This is a genomic window from Paenibacillus sp. IITD108, from assembly GCF_036541265.1.
Lineage (GTDB): Bacteria > Bacillota > Bacilli > Paenibacillales > Paenibacillaceae > Pristimantibacillus.
The window spans coordinates 43,328-62,871 of the sequence record NZ_JAZHCT010000033.1 but is presented as its reverse complement, the minus strand read 5'-3'; the positions used below and the strand labels follow the sequence as shown (position 1 = coordinate 62,871).

The 19,544-nt window shown below is 43.0% G+C and carries 18 protein-coding genes; 4 read left to right on the top strand and 14 right to left on the bottom strand.

Going from position 1 to position 19,544, the window contains the following annotated elements; translation table 11 throughout:
- Window positions 1-547: 547 nt before the first annotated feature.
- The 12 genes from ppc to V1L65_RS22905 all read right to left on the bottom strand — a co-directional run bounded on the left by ppc (window position 548) and on the right by V1L65_RS22905 (window position 14,533).
- Entirely contained in the window at window positions 548-3,352 is a 2,805-nt protein-coding gene (gene ppc / locus V1L65_RS22960; RefSeq protein ID WP_331701599.1) for a phosphoenolpyruvate carboxylase, read from the bottom strand.
- Between the two features lie 175 nt (window positions 3,353-3,527).
- Entirely contained in the window at window positions 3,528-4,184 is a 657-nt protein-coding gene (locus V1L65_RS22955) for a phosphatase PAP2 family protein (protein ID WP_331701598.1), read from the bottom strand.
- Between the two features lie 16 nt (window positions 4,185-4,200).
- Window positions 4,201-5,325 carry an FtsW/RodA/SpoVE family cell cycle protein gene (locus V1L65_RS22950; RefSeq protein ID WP_331701597.1) on the bottom strand — a complete coding sequence of 375 codons (1,125 nt, stop codon included), beginning with the start codon at window positions 5,323-5,325 and terminating at the stop codon, window positions 4,201-4,203.
- A 30-nt stretch (window positions 5,326-5,355) separates the two neighbouring features.
- Window positions 5,356-6,480, bottom strand: a complete 1,125-nt coding sequence (gene ftsW, locus V1L65_RS22945) for a putative lipid II flippase FtsW (protein ID WP_331701596.1) — start codon at window positions 6,478-6,480, stop codon at window positions 5,356-5,358.
- Between the two features lie 202 nt (window positions 6,481-6,682).
- Complete coding sequence (locus tag V1L65_RS22940) at window positions 6,683-7,384, bottom strand: histidine phosphatase family protein (protein WP_331701595.1); 702 nt, start codon at window positions 7,382-7,384, stop codon at window positions 6,683-6,685.
- An 82-nt stretch (window positions 7,385-7,466) separates the two neighbouring features.
- Window positions 7,467-8,531: a YheC/YheD family endospore coat-associated protein gene (locus V1L65_RS22935; RefSeq protein ID WP_331701594.1), complete on the bottom strand. Its 1,065-nt coding sequence runs from the start codon at window positions 8,529-8,531 to the stop codon at window positions 7,467-7,469.
- 10 nt (window positions 8,532-8,541) lie between these two features.
- Entirely contained in the window at window positions 8,542-9,498 is a 957-nt protein-coding gene (locus V1L65_RS22930) for an NAD-dependent epimerase/dehydratase family protein (protein ID WP_331701593.1), read from the bottom strand.
- A complete protein-coding gene (locus tag V1L65_RS22925) occupies window positions 9,495-10,826 on the bottom strand; it encodes a UDP-glucose dehydrogenase family protein (RefSeq protein WP_331701592.1) in 1,332 nt (443 codons plus the stop codon). Before V1L65_RS22925 ends, V1L65_RS22930 begins: the two co-directional genes overlap by 4 nt.
- Before the next feature lie 30 nt (window positions 10,827-10,856).
- Window positions 10,857-11,627, bottom strand: coding sequence for a GT-D fold domain-containing protein (locus V1L65_RS22920; protein WP_331701591.1), 771 nt, complete (start codon window positions 11,625-11,627; stop codon window positions 10,857-10,859).
- Window positions 11,624-12,457, bottom strand: a complete 834-nt coding sequence (locus tag V1L65_RS22915) for a glycosyltransferase family 2 protein (protein ID WP_331701590.1) — start codon at window positions 12,455-12,457, stop codon at window positions 11,624-11,626. The genes V1L65_RS22920 and V1L65_RS22915 overlap by 4 nt, the downstream gene beginning before the upstream one ends.
- Window positions 12,458-12,473: 16 nt before the next feature.
- Window positions 12,474-13,550 (bottom strand): glycosyltransferase, encoded by a 1,077-nt coding sequence (locus V1L65_RS22910; RefSeq protein ID WP_331701589.1) that lies wholly within the window; start codon window positions 13,548-13,550, stop codon window positions 12,474-12,476.
- Between the two features lie 2 nt (window positions 13,551-13,552).
- Window positions 13,553-14,533, bottom strand: coding sequence for a phosphotransferase (locus V1L65_RS22905; RefSeq protein WP_331701588.1), 981 nt, complete (start codon window positions 14,531-14,533; stop codon window positions 13,553-13,555).
- A gap of 261 nt (window positions 14,534-14,794) precedes the next feature.
- On the opposite strand from V1L65_RS22905, the gene V1L65_RS22900 reads away from it, so the two are divergent.
- On the top strand, window positions 14,795-15,568 hold the full coding sequence (locus V1L65_RS22900) for a glycosyltransferase family 2 protein (protein ID WP_331701587.1): 774 nt from the start codon (window positions 14,795-14,797) through the stop codon (window positions 15,566-15,568).
- Window positions 15,565-16,650, top strand: coding sequence for a glycosyltransferase (locus tag V1L65_RS22895; protein WP_331701586.1), 1,086 nt, complete (start codon window positions 15,565-15,567; stop codon window positions 16,648-16,650). The genes V1L65_RS22900 and V1L65_RS22895 overlap by 4 nt, the downstream gene beginning before the upstream one ends.
- 86 nt (window positions 16,651-16,736) lie before the next feature.
- Here the strand turns inward: V1L65_RS22895 and V1L65_RS22890 are convergent, their stop codons facing one another.
- On the bottom strand, window positions 16,737-17,810 hold the full coding sequence (locus V1L65_RS22890; RefSeq protein ID WP_331701585.1) for a glucose-1-phosphate thymidylyltransferase: 1,074 nt from the start codon (window positions 17,808-17,810) through the stop codon (window positions 16,737-16,739).
- Between the two features lie 173 nt (window positions 17,811-17,983).
- Between V1L65_RS22890 and V1L65_RS22885 the strand changes: the two genes are divergently transcribed.
- Window positions 17,984-18,322 (top strand): L,D-transpeptidase, encoded by a 339-nt coding sequence (locus V1L65_RS22885; protein WP_331701584.1) that lies wholly within the window; start codon window positions 17,984-17,986, stop codon window positions 18,320-18,322.
- A gap of 87 nt (window positions 18,323-18,409) precedes the next feature.
- Here V1L65_RS22885 and V1L65_RS22880 read toward each other — a convergent pair whose 3' ends face one another.
- Window positions 18,410-18,664 carry a hemolysin XhlA family protein gene (locus V1L65_RS22880; protein WP_331701583.1) on the bottom strand — a complete coding sequence of 85 codons (255 nt, stop codon included), beginning with the start codon at window positions 18,662-18,664 and terminating at the stop codon, window positions 18,410-18,412.
- A 235-nt stretch (window positions 18,665-18,899) separates the two neighbouring features.
- Here V1L65_RS22880 and V1L65_RS22875 point away from each other — a divergent pair, with 235 nt between their 5' ends.
- Window positions 18,900-19,031 (top strand): hypothetical protein, encoded by a 132-nt coding sequence (locus V1L65_RS22875; RefSeq protein ID WP_331701582.1) that lies wholly within the window; start codon window positions 18,900-18,902, stop codon window positions 19,029-19,031.
- Window positions 19,032-19,544 lie beyond the last annotated feature (513 nt).

Below are 19,544 nucleotides of genomic sequence, written 5' to 3'. Positions count from 1 at the left end.
TACAGAGCCTATTCATTAAAAAATATGATGTTTTTAAACCTAACGGTTGCCATTGCCGCTATTCAATCCATATCTGCTAAAAATACGCCAAAATTTCGAAATAGCCGCTAAAACAACCGTCAAGAAGAAACGCTGCGCGTCCTTGGCTAAGGATGTGCCGTTTCTCGGTGAAATATAGGAACAAGTATAAGGTGAAAACATATACTTTCCTATATTTTAGAAAATTTAACAGTACGAAAACAGCACTTTAGCGGCTGTAGCAACCGTTACACACTTTGGGCGCCAAAGTAACGATTCATAATAACCAATGCGACAAGGTGAAACGGCTGTCGCCGTCCTTATGGCGATCATAAGTTTCATTCCGGCGAAATGTTAGAACAGGTATAGGCAGAAAACTTATACTTTCTAATATTTAAAGAAAAAACGCTGCGCTCCTTTGTTAAGGATGCGCCGTTTCTCGGTGAATACTTAAAATAGGGGGCGTACAACCCCTTGTAATTTAAAAAAAGGGCTTAACATGTCATTCCATGTTAAGCCCTTTATCCGATTAGCCCGTATTGCGAAGGCCGGCAGCAATTCCGTTGATAGTGAGCAGAACCTCGCGCAGCAGCGCTGCATCATCCTGTTCATTTTCGCGCAGCTGGCGAAGCTCAGACAATAGCTGAACCTGCAAATAGCTAAGCGGATCAACATAAGGGTTGCGCAGACGGATAGATTCCTGGATCACAGGCACACTATCCAAAATCTCGGCTTGCTTCGTAATTTCCAGAATTAGCTTGGAAGTAAGCTCATACTCTTCTTCAATTTGCTTGAAGATACGATCGCGGACTGTTGCGTCCTTAATCATAAGCGAATACTCTTTGGCGATAACAAGATCAGCCTTCGCAAGCGCCATCTGAAGGTTGTCAATAAGCGTGCGGAAGAATGGGAACTGCTCGTACATTTCCTTCAGCTTCTCCAGCTTAGCCGGTTCATCATTAATATATTGGCGGAACGCCGTACCTGCCGCATACCATGCCGGCAGCAAATAACGGCTTTGTGTCCAAGCAAATACCCAAGGAATAGCGCGCAAATCTTCAAAGCGGTCACTATTTTTGCGTTTTGAAGGACGAGAACCAATGTTCAGCTCGCCAACTTCAGGCAGCGGTGTAGACTCTTTGAAAAACTGCAAGAAATCCGGGTCACGGAAGATCAAATCCTGATATTTCGTCAAAGCCGTTTCAGAAATTGAACGGGCTATATCGTCCCATTCCGCTTCTTTCACTTTATCGTCTTCAGGATATTTCGCTAGACGGGCCGCTGTAATCAGAGCCCAAGTCGCTTGCTCCAAGCTGCGGTAAGCAATGCCTTGCATCGAGTAACGGGAAGACAGCACTTCGCCTTGCTCCGTAATCTTAATGCCGCCGCCTACAGTTGAAGGAGGCTGAGCCAGAATGCTGCGGTTAAGCGGCATGCCGCCACGGCCTAGTGCACCGCCGCGTCCATGGAAGAACTTCAGCTTCACGCCGTAATTGCTCGCCATTTCAGTAATATCGCGAAGAGCAACACGAAGCTCCCAGTTTGCCGTAACGACTCCGCCATCCTTGTTGCTGTCAGAGTAGCCAAGCATAATTTCATGCAGATTGCCGCATGCTTCAATAGCCTTGCGATAGACAGGCATTTCAAACAGCTGCTTCATAATACCAGGCGCAGCATGCAAGTCGTCGATCGTTTCAAACAGCGGAACAGATTGCAGCGTGCAGGTTACTGTTCCATCCTGGTCTTGATGGAAAAGGCCGACTTCTTTGGCAAATACCATAACCTCCAGCATGTCGCTTGCCGCTTCTGTCATACTGATCAAATAACTCGAGATACAATTCACGCCAAACTCCTGCTGTGCGCGATAAATCGTTTGATATACATCCAAGCACTCGCGAGTAGACTCAGAGTAATTCAGATGGCTGGATGTAAGCGGTCTTGGATCATTCAACAGACGATGGAGCAGCTCTGTTTTATCCGCTTCACTCAGTTCAGCATAGTTTGGAACGATATTCATAAGAGATAAAATCTCTGTCATCGCATTTTCATGCTCTTGGCTGTGCTGACGCACATCCAATGCTGCCAAATGGAAGCCAAATAGCTCAACTTGTCTAATTAGCTTCGCAACGGCTGTATCTGCCACGTAATCCGCATAATGGCTGCGCAGGCTGCGATCGATAATTTTCAAATCTTCCAGCAGCTCATTCGGGTTGCTGTAGCGAAGCTGTGCATTTTTAACGGAATCATTGCGAGTATTAGCAAGCTTTTCAAGAATAAAGCCGATCTTGATGCGGTAAGGCTCCGACAAATTACGCCAAAGCTCAATATTTTTAAGCTCAATTTGCTCACGATCTGAACGGATGGAAGCGATCAGCTCCGGTGTAACCGTAACAAGATTCGTGCTGAAGCTTAGCAGCTCCATTAGCTCTTGCAGCTTTTCTTCATACTTTTTAATGACGAGTTGGCGATGAAGGGTTAGAGTCTCCCATGTAACATGGGATTTCACAGATGGATTGCCATCTCTATCTCCGCCAATCCAGGAGCCGAAGCGCAAATAATCATGCACATGCCAATGGTGCTCTGGATAATATTTCGTCAAACAACGCTCCAATTCTTCATACACATTAGGAAGTACCTCGAATAACGTCTCATCAAAGTAATACAGCCCGTTGCGTACTTCATCGATTACGGTCGGCTTGCGGTCGCGCAGCTCGTCAGTCTGCCAAAGAATGAGCACTTCATTCATCAGCTTTTCCTTCAGCTTCTCGCGCTCGCGATAGGTAAGAGTCGGGTTGTCCAGCTCCGTCATATCATCTGCTATACGCTTATGGATATCAAGCACAGCACGACGTGTCGCTTCAGTCGGGTGAGCTGTCATAACAAGCTCCAGGGAAATACCGTTAATCATTTCCTTCACATCTTCGATCGATGTGTTGCGCTCCTTAAGCTTCTGAATAGCACTTTCAATGGACCCGCTTTGTACAGCCTCTCCTGCCGTAACCTCGTAGTCTCTTTTTCTTCTGATGCGATGATTCTGCTCTGCAATATTCACTAATTGAAAATAAATTGCAAACGCACGAATCACTTGCTGTCTAATTGACGGGTTAATCGATGAAATGGTCGATTTAAACTGTTCGTATAGCTCTGGCACAAATTCCGCGCGCACAGCCTTGCTCTGCTCACGGATTTGCTCTACGATATCAAACAGCTCACGTCCGCCTTGATGAACGAGAACTTCACCAAGTATATTGCCAAGAAAACGAACATCACGACGCAGCAGATTGCTAGGTTGAGATCGATTAGCCGCCACTGTGGATGAAGATTGATCCGACATACTGTTCCTCCTACAAATCTGTACAGCAAACTCACTTTGAAAGCATCCGCCATAATAGACACATGCCTAATTGCATTTCGTAAGTATACTATCAGTTATTGACGTTTACACTTCTACTATCATACTACAAAACAGAACAAGGTTGAAGCCCTCTGGCTGTCCCTTTCTTGACCAATTACCTTGTCTTGCCATTCTCCTGCCACCATTGATAAACCCAAATTACAAGCGAGAGCCACATTCCGCTTGCCAGTATTCCGCCTGCAATATCGCTAGGAAAGTGAACGCCCAAATAGATTCTGCTTACCGCAATCATAAAAATAAAAAGAGCGGTAATACCGATGATCAGCGCTCGCAGAGCGACTGTAGAAGCGTGGCGCCACAGCAAGAAGGCTACCGCACCATAAAGTGCCAATGCAGCCATTGTATGACCGCTAGGAAAGCTAAATCCTGTCTCCTCAATTAAGCGATGCACCTCAGGGCGCGCGCGATGAAAGGTTAGCTTCAATACTGTGTTAAGCAAGGCAGAACCGCCAAGTACAGCACAAATAAACAATAGTTCATTTGCTTTGCGAAATTTAGCATATAAAATAGCCAGCACACCAAGCGTAATTAATATTGTAAATTTCGTCGAACCAACCGTTGTAAAAAACATCATAATCGATGTAATCTTGTCCGCCTCAAAGCCCTGAATATAGGATGCTACACTTTGATCCAGTCTATTATCAGGCTGCAGGGCCACAAAAGCAGCAATCACTGCAAAGCCTGCAAGAAGCAGCCAAAATACATAGCGCTGCGTCGTCCTTTTGTCGCTAATCGACCGATATTGCTGCACGTCAATTCCCTCCAGCTTAATCTATAACAATTTCATTTTTATGAACGGCAACACTAAGCACAATTCCGATTGCGATCATATTCGTTAACATCGTGCTTCCGCCATAACTAATAAACGGCAATGAAATACCGGTAAGCGGCATTATGCCTACATGCATGCCAATATTTACAAAGATCTGAAAGACAAGCATGCCAATAATGCCAATCACGATATAGGAGCCTGCCAAATCTCTGCTCTCATTACTGACGATAATCATTCGGTACAACAGCAGAAAAAACAAAAACAAAAGCACCGAGGAGCCGATAAAGCCGTATTTCTCTCCCACTGCTACAAAGATGGAATCCGAGTAAACGTAAGGAATAAAGCCTTTTTGAAAAAAGTATCCGGAATCTCCGTTCAAGCCTCCCGAACCAATCGCAATTAAGGCATTGTTTACATGCCAGGACTTGTCCGGATCGCTTGCGGGATCTATAAAGGTTTGAATGCGGTCCATCTGGTGCGACTTGACTATCGAGGCCAGCAAATCGTAATTATTATGGAAGAGCCAAAATACGGCAACAATAGCGGCTGCGCCTAAACCTACACATAATGCCATATAGATCATCCTGACATTGCCCATCCACAGCATGCTGAGCATCATCCCTAAAAACACAAGCGCTGTCCCAAGATCAGGCTGCTTGTAAATAAACAATACAGGCACCAGAAATACAAGCAAAATAGGAATAATATCCTTCCCAATTTTCAATTGCTCTCCCTTGCGCCGATGCAGCAAATGAGCCACTAATAAAATCGTGCAAATTTTTGCGAGCTCCGATGGCTGAAATTCAAATCCGCCTAGATTCAGCCAGCGCTGGGCGCCATTTTTGTTCTCGCCAAAAAAATGAACGGCAACCAACAAAGCTACACCTATGCCGTAAAATCCATAGGCGAGCTTGCTGACTATAATCCTGTAATCAATAAGCGCAATACAAAGCATGGGCGCGCAGAACAATATGAGCATAATGAAATTTTGAATATGCAGATTATGTAAGTTAGTCCCCACTGTAGCTTCGTAAATAGCCATTGTACCTACAAGGCCAAGCGCAAAAGTTATAAGCAAAATGAGCATGTCGAGCTTTTTTATTTTATTAACTATAAACATAGTCTATCCTCGTCTATTTCTATACTTGGACTATTGCTTCAGCTCCTGCTTCTTGCGAGTAGCTTGTCTGGAAATGCTGAGCAATATTCCTGTACTAGCCATACTAAGAATAAGCGATGTTCCGCCATAGCTTATAAAGGGCAATGTAACCCCTGTAATAGGCAGGCTGCCGGTTACCGCGCCAATATTCATAAGGAATTGAATGGAAAACATGGAGCTAATCCCGACTCCTAATAGAAGTCCAAAGGAATCCTGGCTGGATAATGCAGCTCGGAAGCCGCGCCATATAAACAAAAGAAACAACAGCACAAAAAAAGTAGAACCAAGAAAACCAAACTCCTCTGCTATTACAGAGAAAATAAAATCTGTATGCGCCGCTGGCAAATAAAACAGCTTCTGCACACTCTGGCCGAGTCCCGTTCCCGTCCAGCCGCCATGTCCCAGCGCAGATAACGATTGGCTTAGCTGATAGCCGTCGTCGGATAAATCTTCCATCGGGTTAAGGAATGAAGTGATACGTTTCATCCGATATTCTGAAGAAACAGCTAATATTACGAAAGCAGGAATAATAGCAGCCGCAATAGCAAACAAATGCTTAAAATTAGCTCCGCCTACAACGATGATACTGCCTGCTATAGCCGACAATATCAACATCGTGCCGTAATCCGGCTGTTTGTACACAAGCCCCAGCACCAGTCCCATCACGATAAAAATAGGAATAAGACCTCGTTTGAAGGAGCGGATCTTCTCGCCTTTTTTGCTAATAATTGCTGATAAATAAACAATAATGGAAATCTTGGCAAACTCCGATGGCTGGAAGCTGAATCCCCCAACTGCAAACCAGCGCTTAGCACCGCCGGCCACATTACCGATCACAAGTACTAAGCCAAGCAATAGCAACGCTGTCAGGATCATAGGAGGCGCGAACTTTTTCCAGGTTTGAAAAGGTATTCGCATACATACCAGCATCGCAATCAGCCCGATCCCTGCAAACATGACCTGCCTGTTCACATAATGCCATGGGTTGCCATAATCCTTGAGGCCAAGAGCTGAGCTGGCGCTAAATATCATCACAAGACCAAAGCAAACTAAGAAAAACGCAATAAATAACAACAAAAAATCCGGTCTGCCAATTGGCCTGTCTTGATTATCCATCCGTTAATAACACCCCCTGCAAAGCAGAACAAACATAAAATCTGTTCCTATTGTAACACAGGTTTAACCTCTGATAGAAGTTAATAGAATAAGAGCCTGCATACAGCTGCCAACCGGATGATATGCCCTCGGTCACAAAAGAAAAGGACAGTCCCCGGCATCTTCATGATGACTAATGGGACAGCCCTGCTTCCTTGCATTACTAATCTGTATTGGCAACAATGCCTTGCTTGCTTATCGGCAAACCCACTTCATATAGGTGAGAAGTATCTCCCCAGCTGAGGCAACGCGGTACTGCAAATTCTTCAGAGCGCTCATCCAGCAATATTGTTGTTACGGAGCTGGGCGCCATCGAGAAGCCAGCCCATAAGCGAGGCAGCGGGAGCTCAAGCAAATGTGAGAGCCAGGTAATGCCAAAGCCTAAATGGCAAAAGACCGCTACTTGCTTCTTGTTCGGCTTCACCATGCGATATACGCCGTCCTCTCTAAAGTAACCAAGGGACGCCATAAACTTATCCGACTCTCCCTGGAGATTAATATACTTGGATAGAAAATTATCCTCCTGAAAAGCCTCGAACTGATGCCAGTTGTCTTCATTCGGCAAAGGCCGCTGTCCGCGGATCCATTCTCCGTCGGTATTCCATATTGACCGCTTCACTCCCGACTTATCGGTAACCCTCCAGTCCAGCTCTGCCATCCAGGGCTGGATTGACGGCGCAATCTGCATTAATTCAGACGTGTACTGCATCGTATACAAAGCTCTTGGCACTGGTGAGCTGTAAATCTCATCTATTCCCATACGCTGCAGCCGTCTGGATAGCGCCTGCGCTTCCAAATGGCCTGCAGCAGTAATTGTATCTCTCTCATAATCCGGATCAGCATGACGAATAATATATAGTCTCATAGTATATCTATCTCCCCAGCACTATTATTTGGTGAACATAGTATACCATAATTTGTATGGTAATAAATGTTTTCTACCCGCTTCAATTATAATAGCTGCCCTCGCTATTTCTCACCAAATAAGCAGCATAATAAACAGGATTAAAAAATGTTTTTTTCCACTTATCCCGCTCTCCCGCATCGCGGAATGTAATTCTCAAATCACGAAAGTTGACTTCAATGAGCCACGGATGCTGATTTTCATCAAGTGCGATATCGATCCCCAAATCGGCGATAGTCGGCAGATTAGCTTCCAGCGTTACTGCGATATTTAATCCAAGTGCCGCTACATGCTCCTCAACACGCTTCCCATTCCAGCCCCATGCTTCAAACAATTCTGATGCCTTGAATGACTTTCCTCCGCAATGCAGATTAGTCACAACCGCCCCTTTTTGAGCTACCCGTCCAACCATTCCTACATATTGCCACGCGCCATCCTCGTCTTTTTGGATCGATACGCGAAAATCAACCGGCTGCTCCTTGTAGGTCATAAGCGAGATGCCTTGCTGCACTAAATACTTATATTTGCGCTTTTTAACAAGCTTAACAATTTTTTTAACACTCGCTCTTTTATGCTTCGTTTTACCACGCATATTAATATCAGCTATACAATCGCTTTTCTCTTTTCTTACGCGAATAATCCCAGTGCCTACAGATGACGTCGTTGGTTTGAGATACAAACAGTCATAATTGCCAAGCAAGTTTTTGAGCGAGTCTTTGCTAACCTCATCCGTTTCCGGCAAATACGGCAGCAAGTGCTTATTTGCAGCCAAAATACGATGAACATGCAATTTAGACTCTACATTATGCTCATTGAATACGATGATGCCCAGCTTCTTCAACCGCTGAATCACGCGCTTGGTCAGCGAGTCATTTGTCCTCGTCCGATTTATAATGACTGGCGGCAGCCGATGCATGGAGCGGACCGTTCCCACTCCATCCCAGCTTGTAACCGTCCTTTTCGCCCAATTAATATCTGAAAGTGAAAAGAAGATTACCTTTTCTCCTGCCTCGCTAGCTGCCTTAATATAGAAAGCTGGTTTTTCAAAGCTTTGCTTGCCTAGCATTAAAGGACGCAGCAGCGACCTGGGGTACAAAATTCCGATCATTGCCGCTCACCTACTTTCTTTCCATACGATATAAGTCAGAAATATATTTCCACTGTCTAGCTAATCCCTCATCTAACGTAACAACAGGTTTATAATTCAGCTCAGCCTGTGCAAATGAAATGTCAGCGCGTGTAGTGAAAGGATCTCCTGGTTGCTCATCTACATAATTCAGCTGCAGCTTCCTGCCGCATAACTTTTCGATCTTATGAAGCACCTCATTGACAGACGCTGTTTCCACGCCTCCGATATTAAATACAGTACCATGCTTGCTGCAATTCATTGCGCTAATATTGGCGGCAACTACGTCATCCACATAAGTGAAATCGCGTGTTTGTTCACCGTTGCCGAAAATCGTTAAAGGCTCATCGAGCAAAGCTGCCTTCATGAAGCGATGAAAGCCCATATCCGACCGCTGCCTAGGTCCGTAAACGGTAAAGTATCTCATCGCCGAGAACGGAATTCCGTACTCTTTGTAATAAAGCGAACATAGCTGCTCACCCGCAAGCTTAGTCAGCCCGTAGGGTGAGATCGGCCTGGTCGGCGATTGCTCAGAGCTATATGACTCATCGCTTCCTCCATAAACGGAGGAAGAAGAGGCATATACAAGCTTTTTCAAGCCAGAAGCTTTTTTGCACGCCTCTAGCACCTTTTGAGTAAGCAGAACGTTAGCTTGCAAATAATCGCTGAAGGAAGCTCCCCAGCTATTTCTTACGCCTGCTATGCCGGCAAGGTGAAAAACCGCATCAGCATCGCAAATATATTGCTCCAGATCAGCATCCAGCAAATTAATGTCATGCCATTTAAAGCACGGGTGGTTCAACACAATTTTCAGATTGTCCTGTTTAATACTCCTGTTAGACGAGCGGTCTAAACAATCCAGCCCTATAACCGTATGGCCGCTTCCTAGCAACGCTTCACTTAAATGAGAGCCAATAAAGCCCGCTGCGCCGGTAATGACAATATTCATCCCTGCCCCCTCCTTGCTACGCCAGAATAGTGCCAGCCGCTTAGACGCATTTGCTCTGGATCAAGGAAATTCCGTCCATCGAATAAATAAGCCGATGCCGCTCTCTTCCCCCAAGCCTGCCAAGGATAATCCTTGAAGGCCGGCCAAGGCGTAGCCAGCAATACCGCATGAATGCCATCAGCAGCTTCCTCATTCAAAGCTGTCACCTTAACTCGCTGCTTGTGAACATCATCCATTGCTTTCGTCCACTTAATTTGATCCGGTGAAAAAACTGTAGGGTCAATAATCGTAATCTCATCTACCCCTTTCTCAAGCAAATGCTCAATTAAGCGTATACCGGCAGACTCGCGCTGATCATCGGTATCTTCCTTAAAAGCAACGCCCAGCACTAGCACTTTCTTTCCTTTAAGCTCAAGAACAGCTTCCATTTTTCGAACAAACCAGCTGATTTGTGTTTCATTGATATGCTTCACCTGCTCAAGCAAATTAGCACCTACGCCATTTTGCTTGGCAAAAGCAATTAATTCGTCTACATCTTTCGGAAAGCAGGAGCCGCCGTACCCAAGACCGGCCTGCATATAGCTCGGCGTAATGCGCGGATCCATCCCCATTCCTGCTACAACGCCCTCAATATCCGCTCCTACTTCATCCGCCAGACGCGCTATTTCATTAATATAGGAAATCTTCGTCGCCAAAAACCCGTTTGACGCATACTTAATCAGCTCCGCAGTTTCATAGCTGCAAGTGAAAAAAGAAGTAGGCAGAGGAGCATACATTTCTTTTATCTTCGCCATTGCCGCTTTGTCCTCGCCTCCGATTACTGTTCTTGCCGGATGCAAGGAGTCGTGGAGTGCTTTGCCCTCACGCAAAAATTCAGGGTTAGATATAATACTTATCCCCTGATGGCGTTCGCCCATTTTCTCTTTCATATATTGTTTGATCCACCGATTAGTGCCAAGCGGCACCGTGCTTTTTGTAACGACAATTTTCGGTTCATCCGCATGCTCGGCAATCATATCCAGCACCTGCCGGACGTAGGTAAGATCGGCCTTCCCGGTTAATGTGGAAGGTGTCCCCACGGCTATCATCAGTATGCTGCTCAGCTTAACTGCTTTTTTGCTGTCAGTTGTAAATTGGATTTTCTTTTTACTTAAAGCCTCCTGAAGCAAGCTATCCAGTCCCGGCTCCATAAAAGGAAGAACTCCATTTTTTAGCTTCTCTACTTTTTTGCTATCAACATCCAATCCAATCACATCATGGCCAGTATAAGCAAGCACCAGAGCAGTCGTTGTGCCGACATATCCAGAACCAATTACTGTTACCTTCAATTCACCCATCCCCCTAATAAAATGACTTGATTATTTTGCTTTCGGGTCCCATGGACGGACTTTATGATTGCCGCTTATCATAAATATTGCCGATTTGCCAAAATCGATCGCGATTCGCCCTTGCTCCTCAGCCAGCCTCTGTGCCAAAATTACCGCGCTAACGCCAGCAGAAATAAATACAATGTCGCATTCGACAGCTTTCATCTTCTCAAGCACTGCTGGTATCTCTCTATAATTGTTCATACGTATCGCTTTAACAAAGCTAATATCAAAGTCTTTATACTTTTTGCCTACCAAATTTTTGAATTTATCAGCCCAGCGTGAAATAACAACTATTCTTTTACTCCTGAGCGTTTCCCAGAACAACGGATACTCGACCATATGCCGATTAACAAAAGTATGGCAAAGCTGCTTGGGCTGAATATTGTACTGCTCAAAGCAGCGCTGTGTGAGCGAGAGCAGATGCCCTTGCTTTGCTAAAATCTCCTTATCTTTGTAATAGGGAATGCCTACAATATCCGCTTTTTTAATAGAGGTAATCAGCTCATCGCGAAGCCTGACATTAGGCAGCCGTACCCCTTTCCAGTTCGTGCTTCTCGACAGTCTGGCCCAGCGCGTTGATAATACTTTGCGAATCGGCCATACCTTGTATTGGCTTAAGCATAAATTTTCACCGTCGCCAACACGCACTACGGATAATGGCCTTCTCTCTACAAGCGCCTCTCTAACCTTTTCAATAACCTCCATTGTGGTCAGCATATCCTCGCTCTTTTGGCTGCTTTTCGGGACATCTGTAATCATTTCTTTATCAATCTCCCTACCTTTAATCGTCCGCCTACCCATACAAATTTGGCCTTATACTTATTTCCCCATCTTTTTAATGCCGACTTATAAAGATATCTCGTTACCTTTGCGTATTTCAGCCGATTTTGCTTACGTGAATTATTGCTCTTATGCTTGAGACGGTTATACAACGTCCGGTCAACCCGTTTAAATTTAAATTTACCCGCAAGCTTTAACAGTATTTGCCGATCCTCGGCATAACGGCCTTTTTGCGGCACCTTATGCGACCAGCCGCCCATCTTCCGAAGAGCTTCCGTACGATAAAACCGCGGATAAATCATGTCATGATACGTAATAAACTGATACTTGCCAGTAATCGTTTTTTTTCTTTTTTTGCCTACATAATGCAAGCGGTTAGAACCTGCCAGCCGCCATATTTTTTCATGCCCATATACCACTGCTGTTCTGGAGCTGGAGCTCTCCATCTTTTTAAGACAGGCTTCCAACGTATATTTCTCATACCAATCGTCAGCGTCCAGCTGTGAAAAATACTTGGTGTCTACTAGTGACAAGGCATGATTTAAGGCGTAGCAAACTCCCTTATTGCCTTTTAGACGGACATAGCGAATTCTAGAATCCCCAATATATTTTTCCACTACTGATTTGGTATTGTCCTTTGATCCATCATCTACAATTAGCAGCTTCCACTGCCCCATCGTTTGATTCAATATACTATCGATTGCTCTCGTAATAAATTTGGCGCGATTGTAGGTCGGGATCACTACGGTTACCAAGGTGGACTGTTCCATCCTTTCATCCACCTGTTCCGTGTCATGATTATCATTCATACCTATCAACTCTCTTCTATTTGTTGTCTCCCATCAATTCTTTGTAAATGTCCTCCAGCATTCTAACCTGCTTGGAAGAATCAAAGCTATTTTCAACCTTTGCTCGTCCCTTTTGCCCCATTTCTCTGCGAACGGATGGATTTTCAATTAAATACATAATCTTTTCGGCTAGCAGCTTAACGCTTTTTTCAGGAACTAATAGTCCCTCGCTTTCATCAGCAACGAGTTCCGGAATTCCGCCGTGAAGCGTAGACACAACCGGCAGCCCTGTCGCCATCGCTTCCTTAATTGCATTAGGAATTCCCTCCTGATTGCCTTCCTTTGTAGTGACACTTGGCAGACAGAAAATATCTGCTTGGCTGAGCATTGCAGACATTTGGCTATGGGTAACAATGCCTTCCAGCTTTACATATTTTTTTAGGTTCAATGCTGATATGAGCTCTGTTAATTTGCCTCTTTCCGCTCCCTCGCCAACAATAATTAGACGGGATGTCGGATATTGAACGACTACTTGCTTGAATGCTTTTAATAAATAACGAAAGCCCTTCTTTTTATGAAGCCGTCCAACCGCTATAATGACCACATTTTCCGTTTTAAGATCCCGCTTTAAATAGGTGAATTTTTTCAAATCGATTCCGCTGTACATCACATTGATTTTGTTTGGAGGACATCCCCAGTTAATGAGCTTCTGTCTCATATGAAAGGATGGGACCGTAAACCGGTCGCCTATTCTAAACAATCGCGGAAGCTTTCTATGATATAAATTTTTCCTGCTTCTTTTTACAGGCAAATCAAATCCGTGAAAGGAAGTCAACATTGGCAGGCGAGTCCGTCTTTTCACCTCCATTAAACGGACGCCTGCATTACCGAAGCGAGCATGAATTAATTTGATTTTTTCTTGCCGGAACCTTTTTATAATATTGTTTGTGCCGTGGGATAATTTTCTAATATCGGAGTATGGAAATCGGTCGAGGTTCATTTTTTTGCGAGAAAAGACAATCGGTTTAACCGTATTAATATTTTTAAGCTCTTCGTAAATAAAGGTTTCAGATGGAGGAAGATATCGTGTTCGGACAAATGCGATTTTTTTCAAAATTATCCCCCCGCGCCTTGATTATTTGAAAAGTATTTTTCGTAGACATACGCTGCTTTTTTCTTTTCTTGTTTCAGTCTGTGCTTGAGTTCCTTGTTTTCCATCCCAATATATTTTTTCTTGCGAAGCAGACGTTCAAAAATATGAGGAAACATGAAATCAATCAGAACAAGTTTTTTAATTTCAGAAGATAGCTTATGGTAACCCTCATATTTCTCCAGCATGCCGCTGAACGTTTTCCCTTGAAAGGAATGATTTTTACTATACATGCTGAATAAGCGAAGCAAATCCTTGGAGGGCAAGTCATACCGAACATCCTCAAAATCAATCAACACTTTTTCATTTTTACTATCGATGACGTTATTACTATGCAAATCTCCATGCACCAGGCTCTTGGCTGAAGCTTCACTGTTGAAATAACTTTCATATCGGCTGTTCTGCAGCTCCTGCAGCGCTTTGTAAGCCATCTTCTGAAAGAAGCCAATATACTTCTTAATTAAAGGCGCATTGCCGCTATTTGATGATTTATGCTCTTTAGACCACTTTCTCATCGTTTTTATTCGTTCCTTGTATTCGTTCTCCCAATGCTCATGACCGTATATTTTCATATCATCAGGATATTGAAGCTGCTTTGAAGCTTGATGAAAACGAGCCATCGCTTCAACAATAGCCTCCAAATCTTCCTGATTGCGCAATGAGGCGCTTTTGCCGTCAATCCATTGATACAGCACATAAGGGTTTTTATTATATTCCATTAGCAGCTCGCCGTTATGGGTTAAAACTGGTGAAGCCAGCTTGACACCTCTATCGGCCAACAGCTGCTCTGACTTAGCAATAAACTGCTGTCTAGCCCGCGTCAAATACAAATTTTTTAGAGCATACTTCTTACCGTTGTTAGTAACAATTTGAACGACAAGGCTAGAGTTCTTTACATTTTTAATGACTTTCCACTTTTTTATTTTGAAGCCGTAATCTTTCTCCACATTCCTTTTTAAAGCTTTTATAATCTCCACCTTCCTTCACATCACTATTAATCTTTTTTACTAGATTATGCATATTGCTTTAAAAATCTTGGGCTAATACTTCTTCTTGCAAAAAAATAAGTGTGCTAGATGCATCAGTCTATACCCTTTCTACCAAAGGGTCATAAGTTAGAAGGAAGAGCAATTATGCATAAGGGAGGGCTACAGTCATTTATGGGATCTGAAAAAAATGAAAGGAAATGAATAGAGGAGGACTTCAATTTGTCCACACAGGCAGAAAAGTTAGAGCAATTAAGTAACGACGTTACAGATAAGAGAACTCAGAATATAAACGAGATGCCTTTCTTTAGCGTTATTATTCCAACCTATAATCGGCAGCGGTTTATAAAACGAGCGATCATGAGCGTCTTAAAGCAAACCTGCAAGGACTATGAAATTATTGTTGTAGATGACGGATCTAGAGATAGGACCAAACAAATTGTCAGCCTATTTAGAGCTCAGGTTCGATATGTCTATCAAAAAAATCAAGGACCTTCCGCAGCTAGAAATACAGGAATTCGCTTGGCTAAAGGGAAATACATTGCATTTTTGGATTCCGACGATCGCTTCCTTCCTCGTAAGCTGGAGAAAAATAAACAATTTTTAGAGGCGAATCAAGAAGCCATGTTTCTGTACAGCTGGTATTACGAGGCTCGAAGAGGGCGCAAAAGACGTGTCAAGAAAGTAAAGAGCTACAACGATATGCACAAATTACGCAATCGCTTATATAAAAGATCGATGATGATTCGGACCTCTACTGTTGTTGTCCATCATAGCTGCTTCAATAAAATAGGATTATTCAACCCGTCCTACCGGTACTCTCAGGATTGGGACATGTGGCTCCGTTTGGCATGCCACTACAAAGGCTATTGCCAAAAAAAATATTTGGCTGTATACCGCAGGCACAGGCGCAAAAGAATACCCGGCAGCAAGCGTCATAGTCAAATCAGGAAAAATGCCAATAAAATATTTAAATGGGAAGGTGAACACCGATGACAAAAACCCCCACAATTTTGCACCATAAACATTCCATGGAGGATGGGCATGTATCCCAGCAAATAATAAGTGTTGAAGGGTATCGCGGTCTTATGATGATTGATAAAGCTTCAGAAATTCGAAAAAAATCTCCACATAAGACGATTCTTCTCTTAAAAGCAATCAAAGCAAAGCCCGCACTTCTAAAAAAATCAAATGTAGTTGGGGTTCATATTCATCACGGATCATTAGCTCCAAAATTTCAGTTTCTAAAGCTTAAACATAAGCTTCCCCTATTTGTCAGCTTCCGCGGCAATGATGCCACTGCCTATCCTAAGAAAAAGAAAAACTTAAGCCGTTTAAAACAGCTATTTAAAACCGCTGACCTATTTTTCCCAGTATGTCATCATTTAAAAGAAACCATTATGGAGCTTGGCTGTCCAGAAAGCAAAATTCGTGTATTGTATGGCGGATTAGATTTAGATCGGTTTGAATATCGTGCACGTAAATTTGATGCTAATAAAACGATTCGTTTTTTGGCAGTCGGCCGTTTTGTCGAGAAAAAGGGCTTCACTGATCTCTTACATGCTTTTGCAGAAGTGAAAAAGTATTATAGCAATATCAAACTGACCCTAATCGGCAAAGGCCCTCTTGAAAGTGAGTATCGTAAGCTGATCAAAAAATATAGTCTTCAAAAAAATGTTGAAATTATTCCCTGGGTAAATTACAAAACTATTCAGGAGCAATATTATCGCGCCCACATCTTCTGTGCTCCGAGCTGTACCGATAAAAATGGCAATCAGGAAGGAATTCCCAATACTTTGAAAGAAGCAATGGCGACAGGATTGCCTGTTATTTCAACTACTCATGCAGGTATCCCCGAGCTAGTAACAGACAGAGTATCAGGACTGCTCGTTCCTGAAGGAGCTATTAGTAAATTAACAGATGCCATGCTATGGCTGATTGGACACCCCGAGCGTTGGGAAGACTTTGGAACGAAAGCGCGTGAAAAAATTAATACCGACTTTAACCTAAAGATTCAATTACAAAAGCAAAAACAATTTTACGAGGAAATATTGCACCAGCAAAAGAAAAAATATTAGTCCAGGATAACCGGATCAAAACTTATATATATTTAAAAAATGGCGGTTCAGGTATCGTATTCCTGAACCGCCGTTCGTTCTTCCCTTTATTTTGGAAAATTGATTAAAGTATGATCTCCCATCCACATATGAATGCGATTTGGTATTTGTGAGCTGCCCATCATCTTCACATCTCCGCCTATCAAACTTTCATCGATGCGATGCGGGATCTCATTAAGCACCGTATTTTCCATCACAATGCTGTTTTCCAGCTCACAGCTGTTCATCGTTACATTTTCAGCAATCGACGTAAAAGGACCGATATAACAATTTTCAATCGTTGTATTTGGACCAATAATTACCGGCCCGCGGATGACACTATTCACTATTTTCGTATTTTCTCCTATTATGGCCGATATCGAAACGCTAGAGTTTGAGTCTATCATTCCCTTGTTGTTTATCCCTTTTATTTTGCTTAAATAATATTGATTGCAAATAATTAAATCTTGAGGAAGACCTGTATCCTTCCACCAATAAGACGAGTGAAAAATGCCAAGCTGGTATTGATCATCAATAAGCTGCTGTATCGCATCTGTTATTTCATACTCTCCTCTAGCTGAAGGTACAATTTTGGCAATTGCATCATAGATAGTTTCCCTAAACAAGTAAACGCCATTAATAGCCAAATTGCTTGGCGGATTCTTTGGCTTTTCTACAACTTTACTAATCTTATTGCCACTCATTTCTACCACGCCAAATCGCTCCGGATGCTCAACAGGGCTGACGGATACTAGCCCGTCCAAATTATCACTATAAAATTGCTCAATTAGCGGCTTTAAAGGACCATCTATAATATTATCTCCAAGGTACAAAATAAACTCCTCTGACTGAGTAAATGACCTCGCTACACTTACCGCATGCGCTAAGCCCTTAGGCTCATTCTGTTCTATCAACTCAATGCGTATATGAGACGGAATTACTCGCTGCAGCGCCTCAACAAACACCTTTTTAAAGCTGGGAGACACTACAATTCCAATTTCCGTAATTCCAGCTTCTATCATAGATTCAATTCCATAGAATAGTACCGGTTTATTTATTAATGGCAATAAATGTTTAGGTCTGGAATAAGTTAACGGACGCAGCCGCGAGCCCATTCCAGCACACAATATTAAACCTTTCAATTCAACCCCCCCCTAGAATGTAGTTTTTATAATATGAACAAGTAATAGCATTATATGAAAATATTGTTTCTATCGACACTGCATATGTCATGTAGCATAGCCAATATATAGCTAATCGCACCTTCATCTACCGCCTAACATAAGCTAACTACAAAAAGGAGGCGATATTTTACATGCCTAATTACCGTATCATTGTTGACTTGTCTGACCGGAGACTTTATTTGCTCGATAACGACGTCGTTGTAAGAGCTTTTCCAATCGGCATTGGCAAAGAGTTGACCCAAACCCCTCAAGGGGAATATACCATTATTAATAAAGCACCTAACCCTGGCGGACCTTTCGGGGCATTCTGGATGGGATTATCAAGGCCTCATTATGGCATACACGGTACTAATAATCCTGCTTCCATAGGGTATGCTGTATCCCATGGCTGCATAAGAATGCATAATCAGGATGTTATTCAGCTGGCTAATCTAGTGCCTATAGGTACGCGTGTCACCATTAGATCGTAGTGGGAACGAGAAATAGAAGCCAAGTCCTTACGAGGAAACTGGCTTCTTTTATTTGGCCGTATATGAGGCGTATGTTCGATTACCAATCTAAGGATTTAGGCCCCCGCTAATAATAAAAGCTGCAATCGCTAATATAACAGCACCTACAGCGGTACGCCACAGCCATTTTTGAGTATCCTCGATTTTGTCCAGTCTTTGATGTGCCTGCTTTGCCGACGAACGAGCTTCAACAGCCGTTTCATTTGCATGTATAGCCCGATCCAGCTTTTGATTCATACCATCAACAACCGTCTCGACTCTTGTCAGTCTTTGTAATACTTCTGTTTGTGTATCTTCCGGCATACCTTTCCCCCCTTAAGTAAATTTACAATATATGTTTCTATAACAAATATGTTTCTATAACAATTTATGCAAAGTTTTTTGAAGTGATTGGACATGCTAAAACAAGAGGGAAAAATAATGAATATGCCCTGCAACAAAAAGTCGTGTGACAATTCAGGCTTTTGAAAAAGTACATAATGAAGAATGTAAGAATGTTTAAGTGCTCGCAGCTGACGAGATTAACAATTCATGGTGGATGATGCAACTAGCAACAGAAGAGGTGGCACTGCCATGCCATCGCACTACGATCAAGTTTGAGCTTACTACCGCTGTTGTACGCCAGTTTTTGGGCACCTATAAAACTCTAATGGTTAAAATTGGCTTATAAAGTCGAATGCTACCTCTTCTCCAATCCCAATCTTGCTCTCCGTTACATTTTTCTTTCTTTTGCTTACCAAATGTACTCACAATGAATGTACACGGTCATACGTTCCGTTATCTGCCTAAAAACCGCCATTTTCTTAATTTGGAGGACACACATTCCGCTATTTGGCTCTAAACGGGACTTTTTCTTCGGTTTATTGACCAATAGCGGATCGTCTGTCACTTTACCTCCTCAAAACTGCTATTTTGGGCCAAATAGCGGAACGACTGACCATCTATTGAATTTGTCAATTCCTTGTAGACAGACCAACAAGCAATATATGCTGGTTGCTGGTTGGTACCTGCCTCTGTATTCATGCGATACACGTCAGGAGTTCTCCAATGTAAGTTTCCTCAACAAACTGAGGAAATGCAGTTAGCTTTGGCGCGTGAGTACTTATTCCACAAACTGAGTTTGCCATTGCAAAGTACTTGTTTCGTTTTTTACAGCCTGACAACTACACAATTTAAAAATGTT

What these genes read in the sequence shown, in the direction of transcription:
- V1L65_RS22920 (WP_331701591.1), bottom strand. Translation starts at nt 11,627, where the DNA reads ATGATTACAGATGTCCCGAAAAGCAGCCAAAAGAGCGAGGATATGCTG.
- V1L65_RS22880 (WP_331701583.1), bottom strand. Translation starts at nt 18,664, where the DNA reads ATGCCGGAAGATACACAAACAGAAGTATTACAAAGACTGACAAGAGTC.
- V1L65_RS22940 (WP_331701595.1), bottom strand. Translation starts at nt 7,384, where the DNA reads ATGAGACTATATATTATTCGTCATGCTGATCCGGATTATGAGAGAGAT.
- V1L65_RS22915 (WP_331701590.1), bottom strand. Translation starts at nt 12,457, where the DNA reads ATGAATGATAATCATGACACGGAACAGGTGGATGAAAGGATGGAACAG.
- ftsW (WP_331701596.1), bottom strand. Translation starts at nt 6,480, where the DNA reads ATGGATAATCAAGACAGGCCAATTGGCAGACCGGATTTTTTGTTGTTA.
- V1L65_RS22875 (WP_331701582.1), top strand. Translation starts at nt 18,900, where the DNA reads ATGATGCAACTAGCAACAGAAGAGGTGGCACTGCCATGCCATCGCACT.
- V1L65_RS22935 (WP_331701594.1), bottom strand. Translation starts at nt 8,531, where the DNA reads ATGATCGGAATTTTGTACCCCAGGTCGCTGCTGCGTCCTTTAATGCTA.
- V1L65_RS22930 (WP_331701593.1), bottom strand. Translation starts at nt 9,498, where the DNA reads ATGAATATTGTCATTACCGGCGCAGCGGGCTTTATTGGCTCTCATTTA.
- V1L65_RS22895 (WP_331701586.1), top strand. Translation starts at nt 15,565, where the DNA reads ATGACAAAAACCCCCACAATTTTGCACCATAAACATTCCATGGAGGAT.
- V1L65_RS22885 (WP_331701584.1), top strand. Translation starts at nt 17,984, where the DNA reads ATGCCTAATTACCGTATCATTGTTGACTTGTCTGACCGGAGACTTTAT.
- ppc (WP_331701599.1), bottom strand. Translation starts at nt 3,352, where the DNA reads ATGTCGGATCAATCTTCATCCACAGTGGCGGCTAATCGATCTCAACCT.
- V1L65_RS22950 (WP_331701597.1), bottom strand. Translation starts at nt 5,325, where the DNA reads ATGTTTATAGTTAATAAAATAAAAAAGCTCGACATGCTCATTTTGCTT.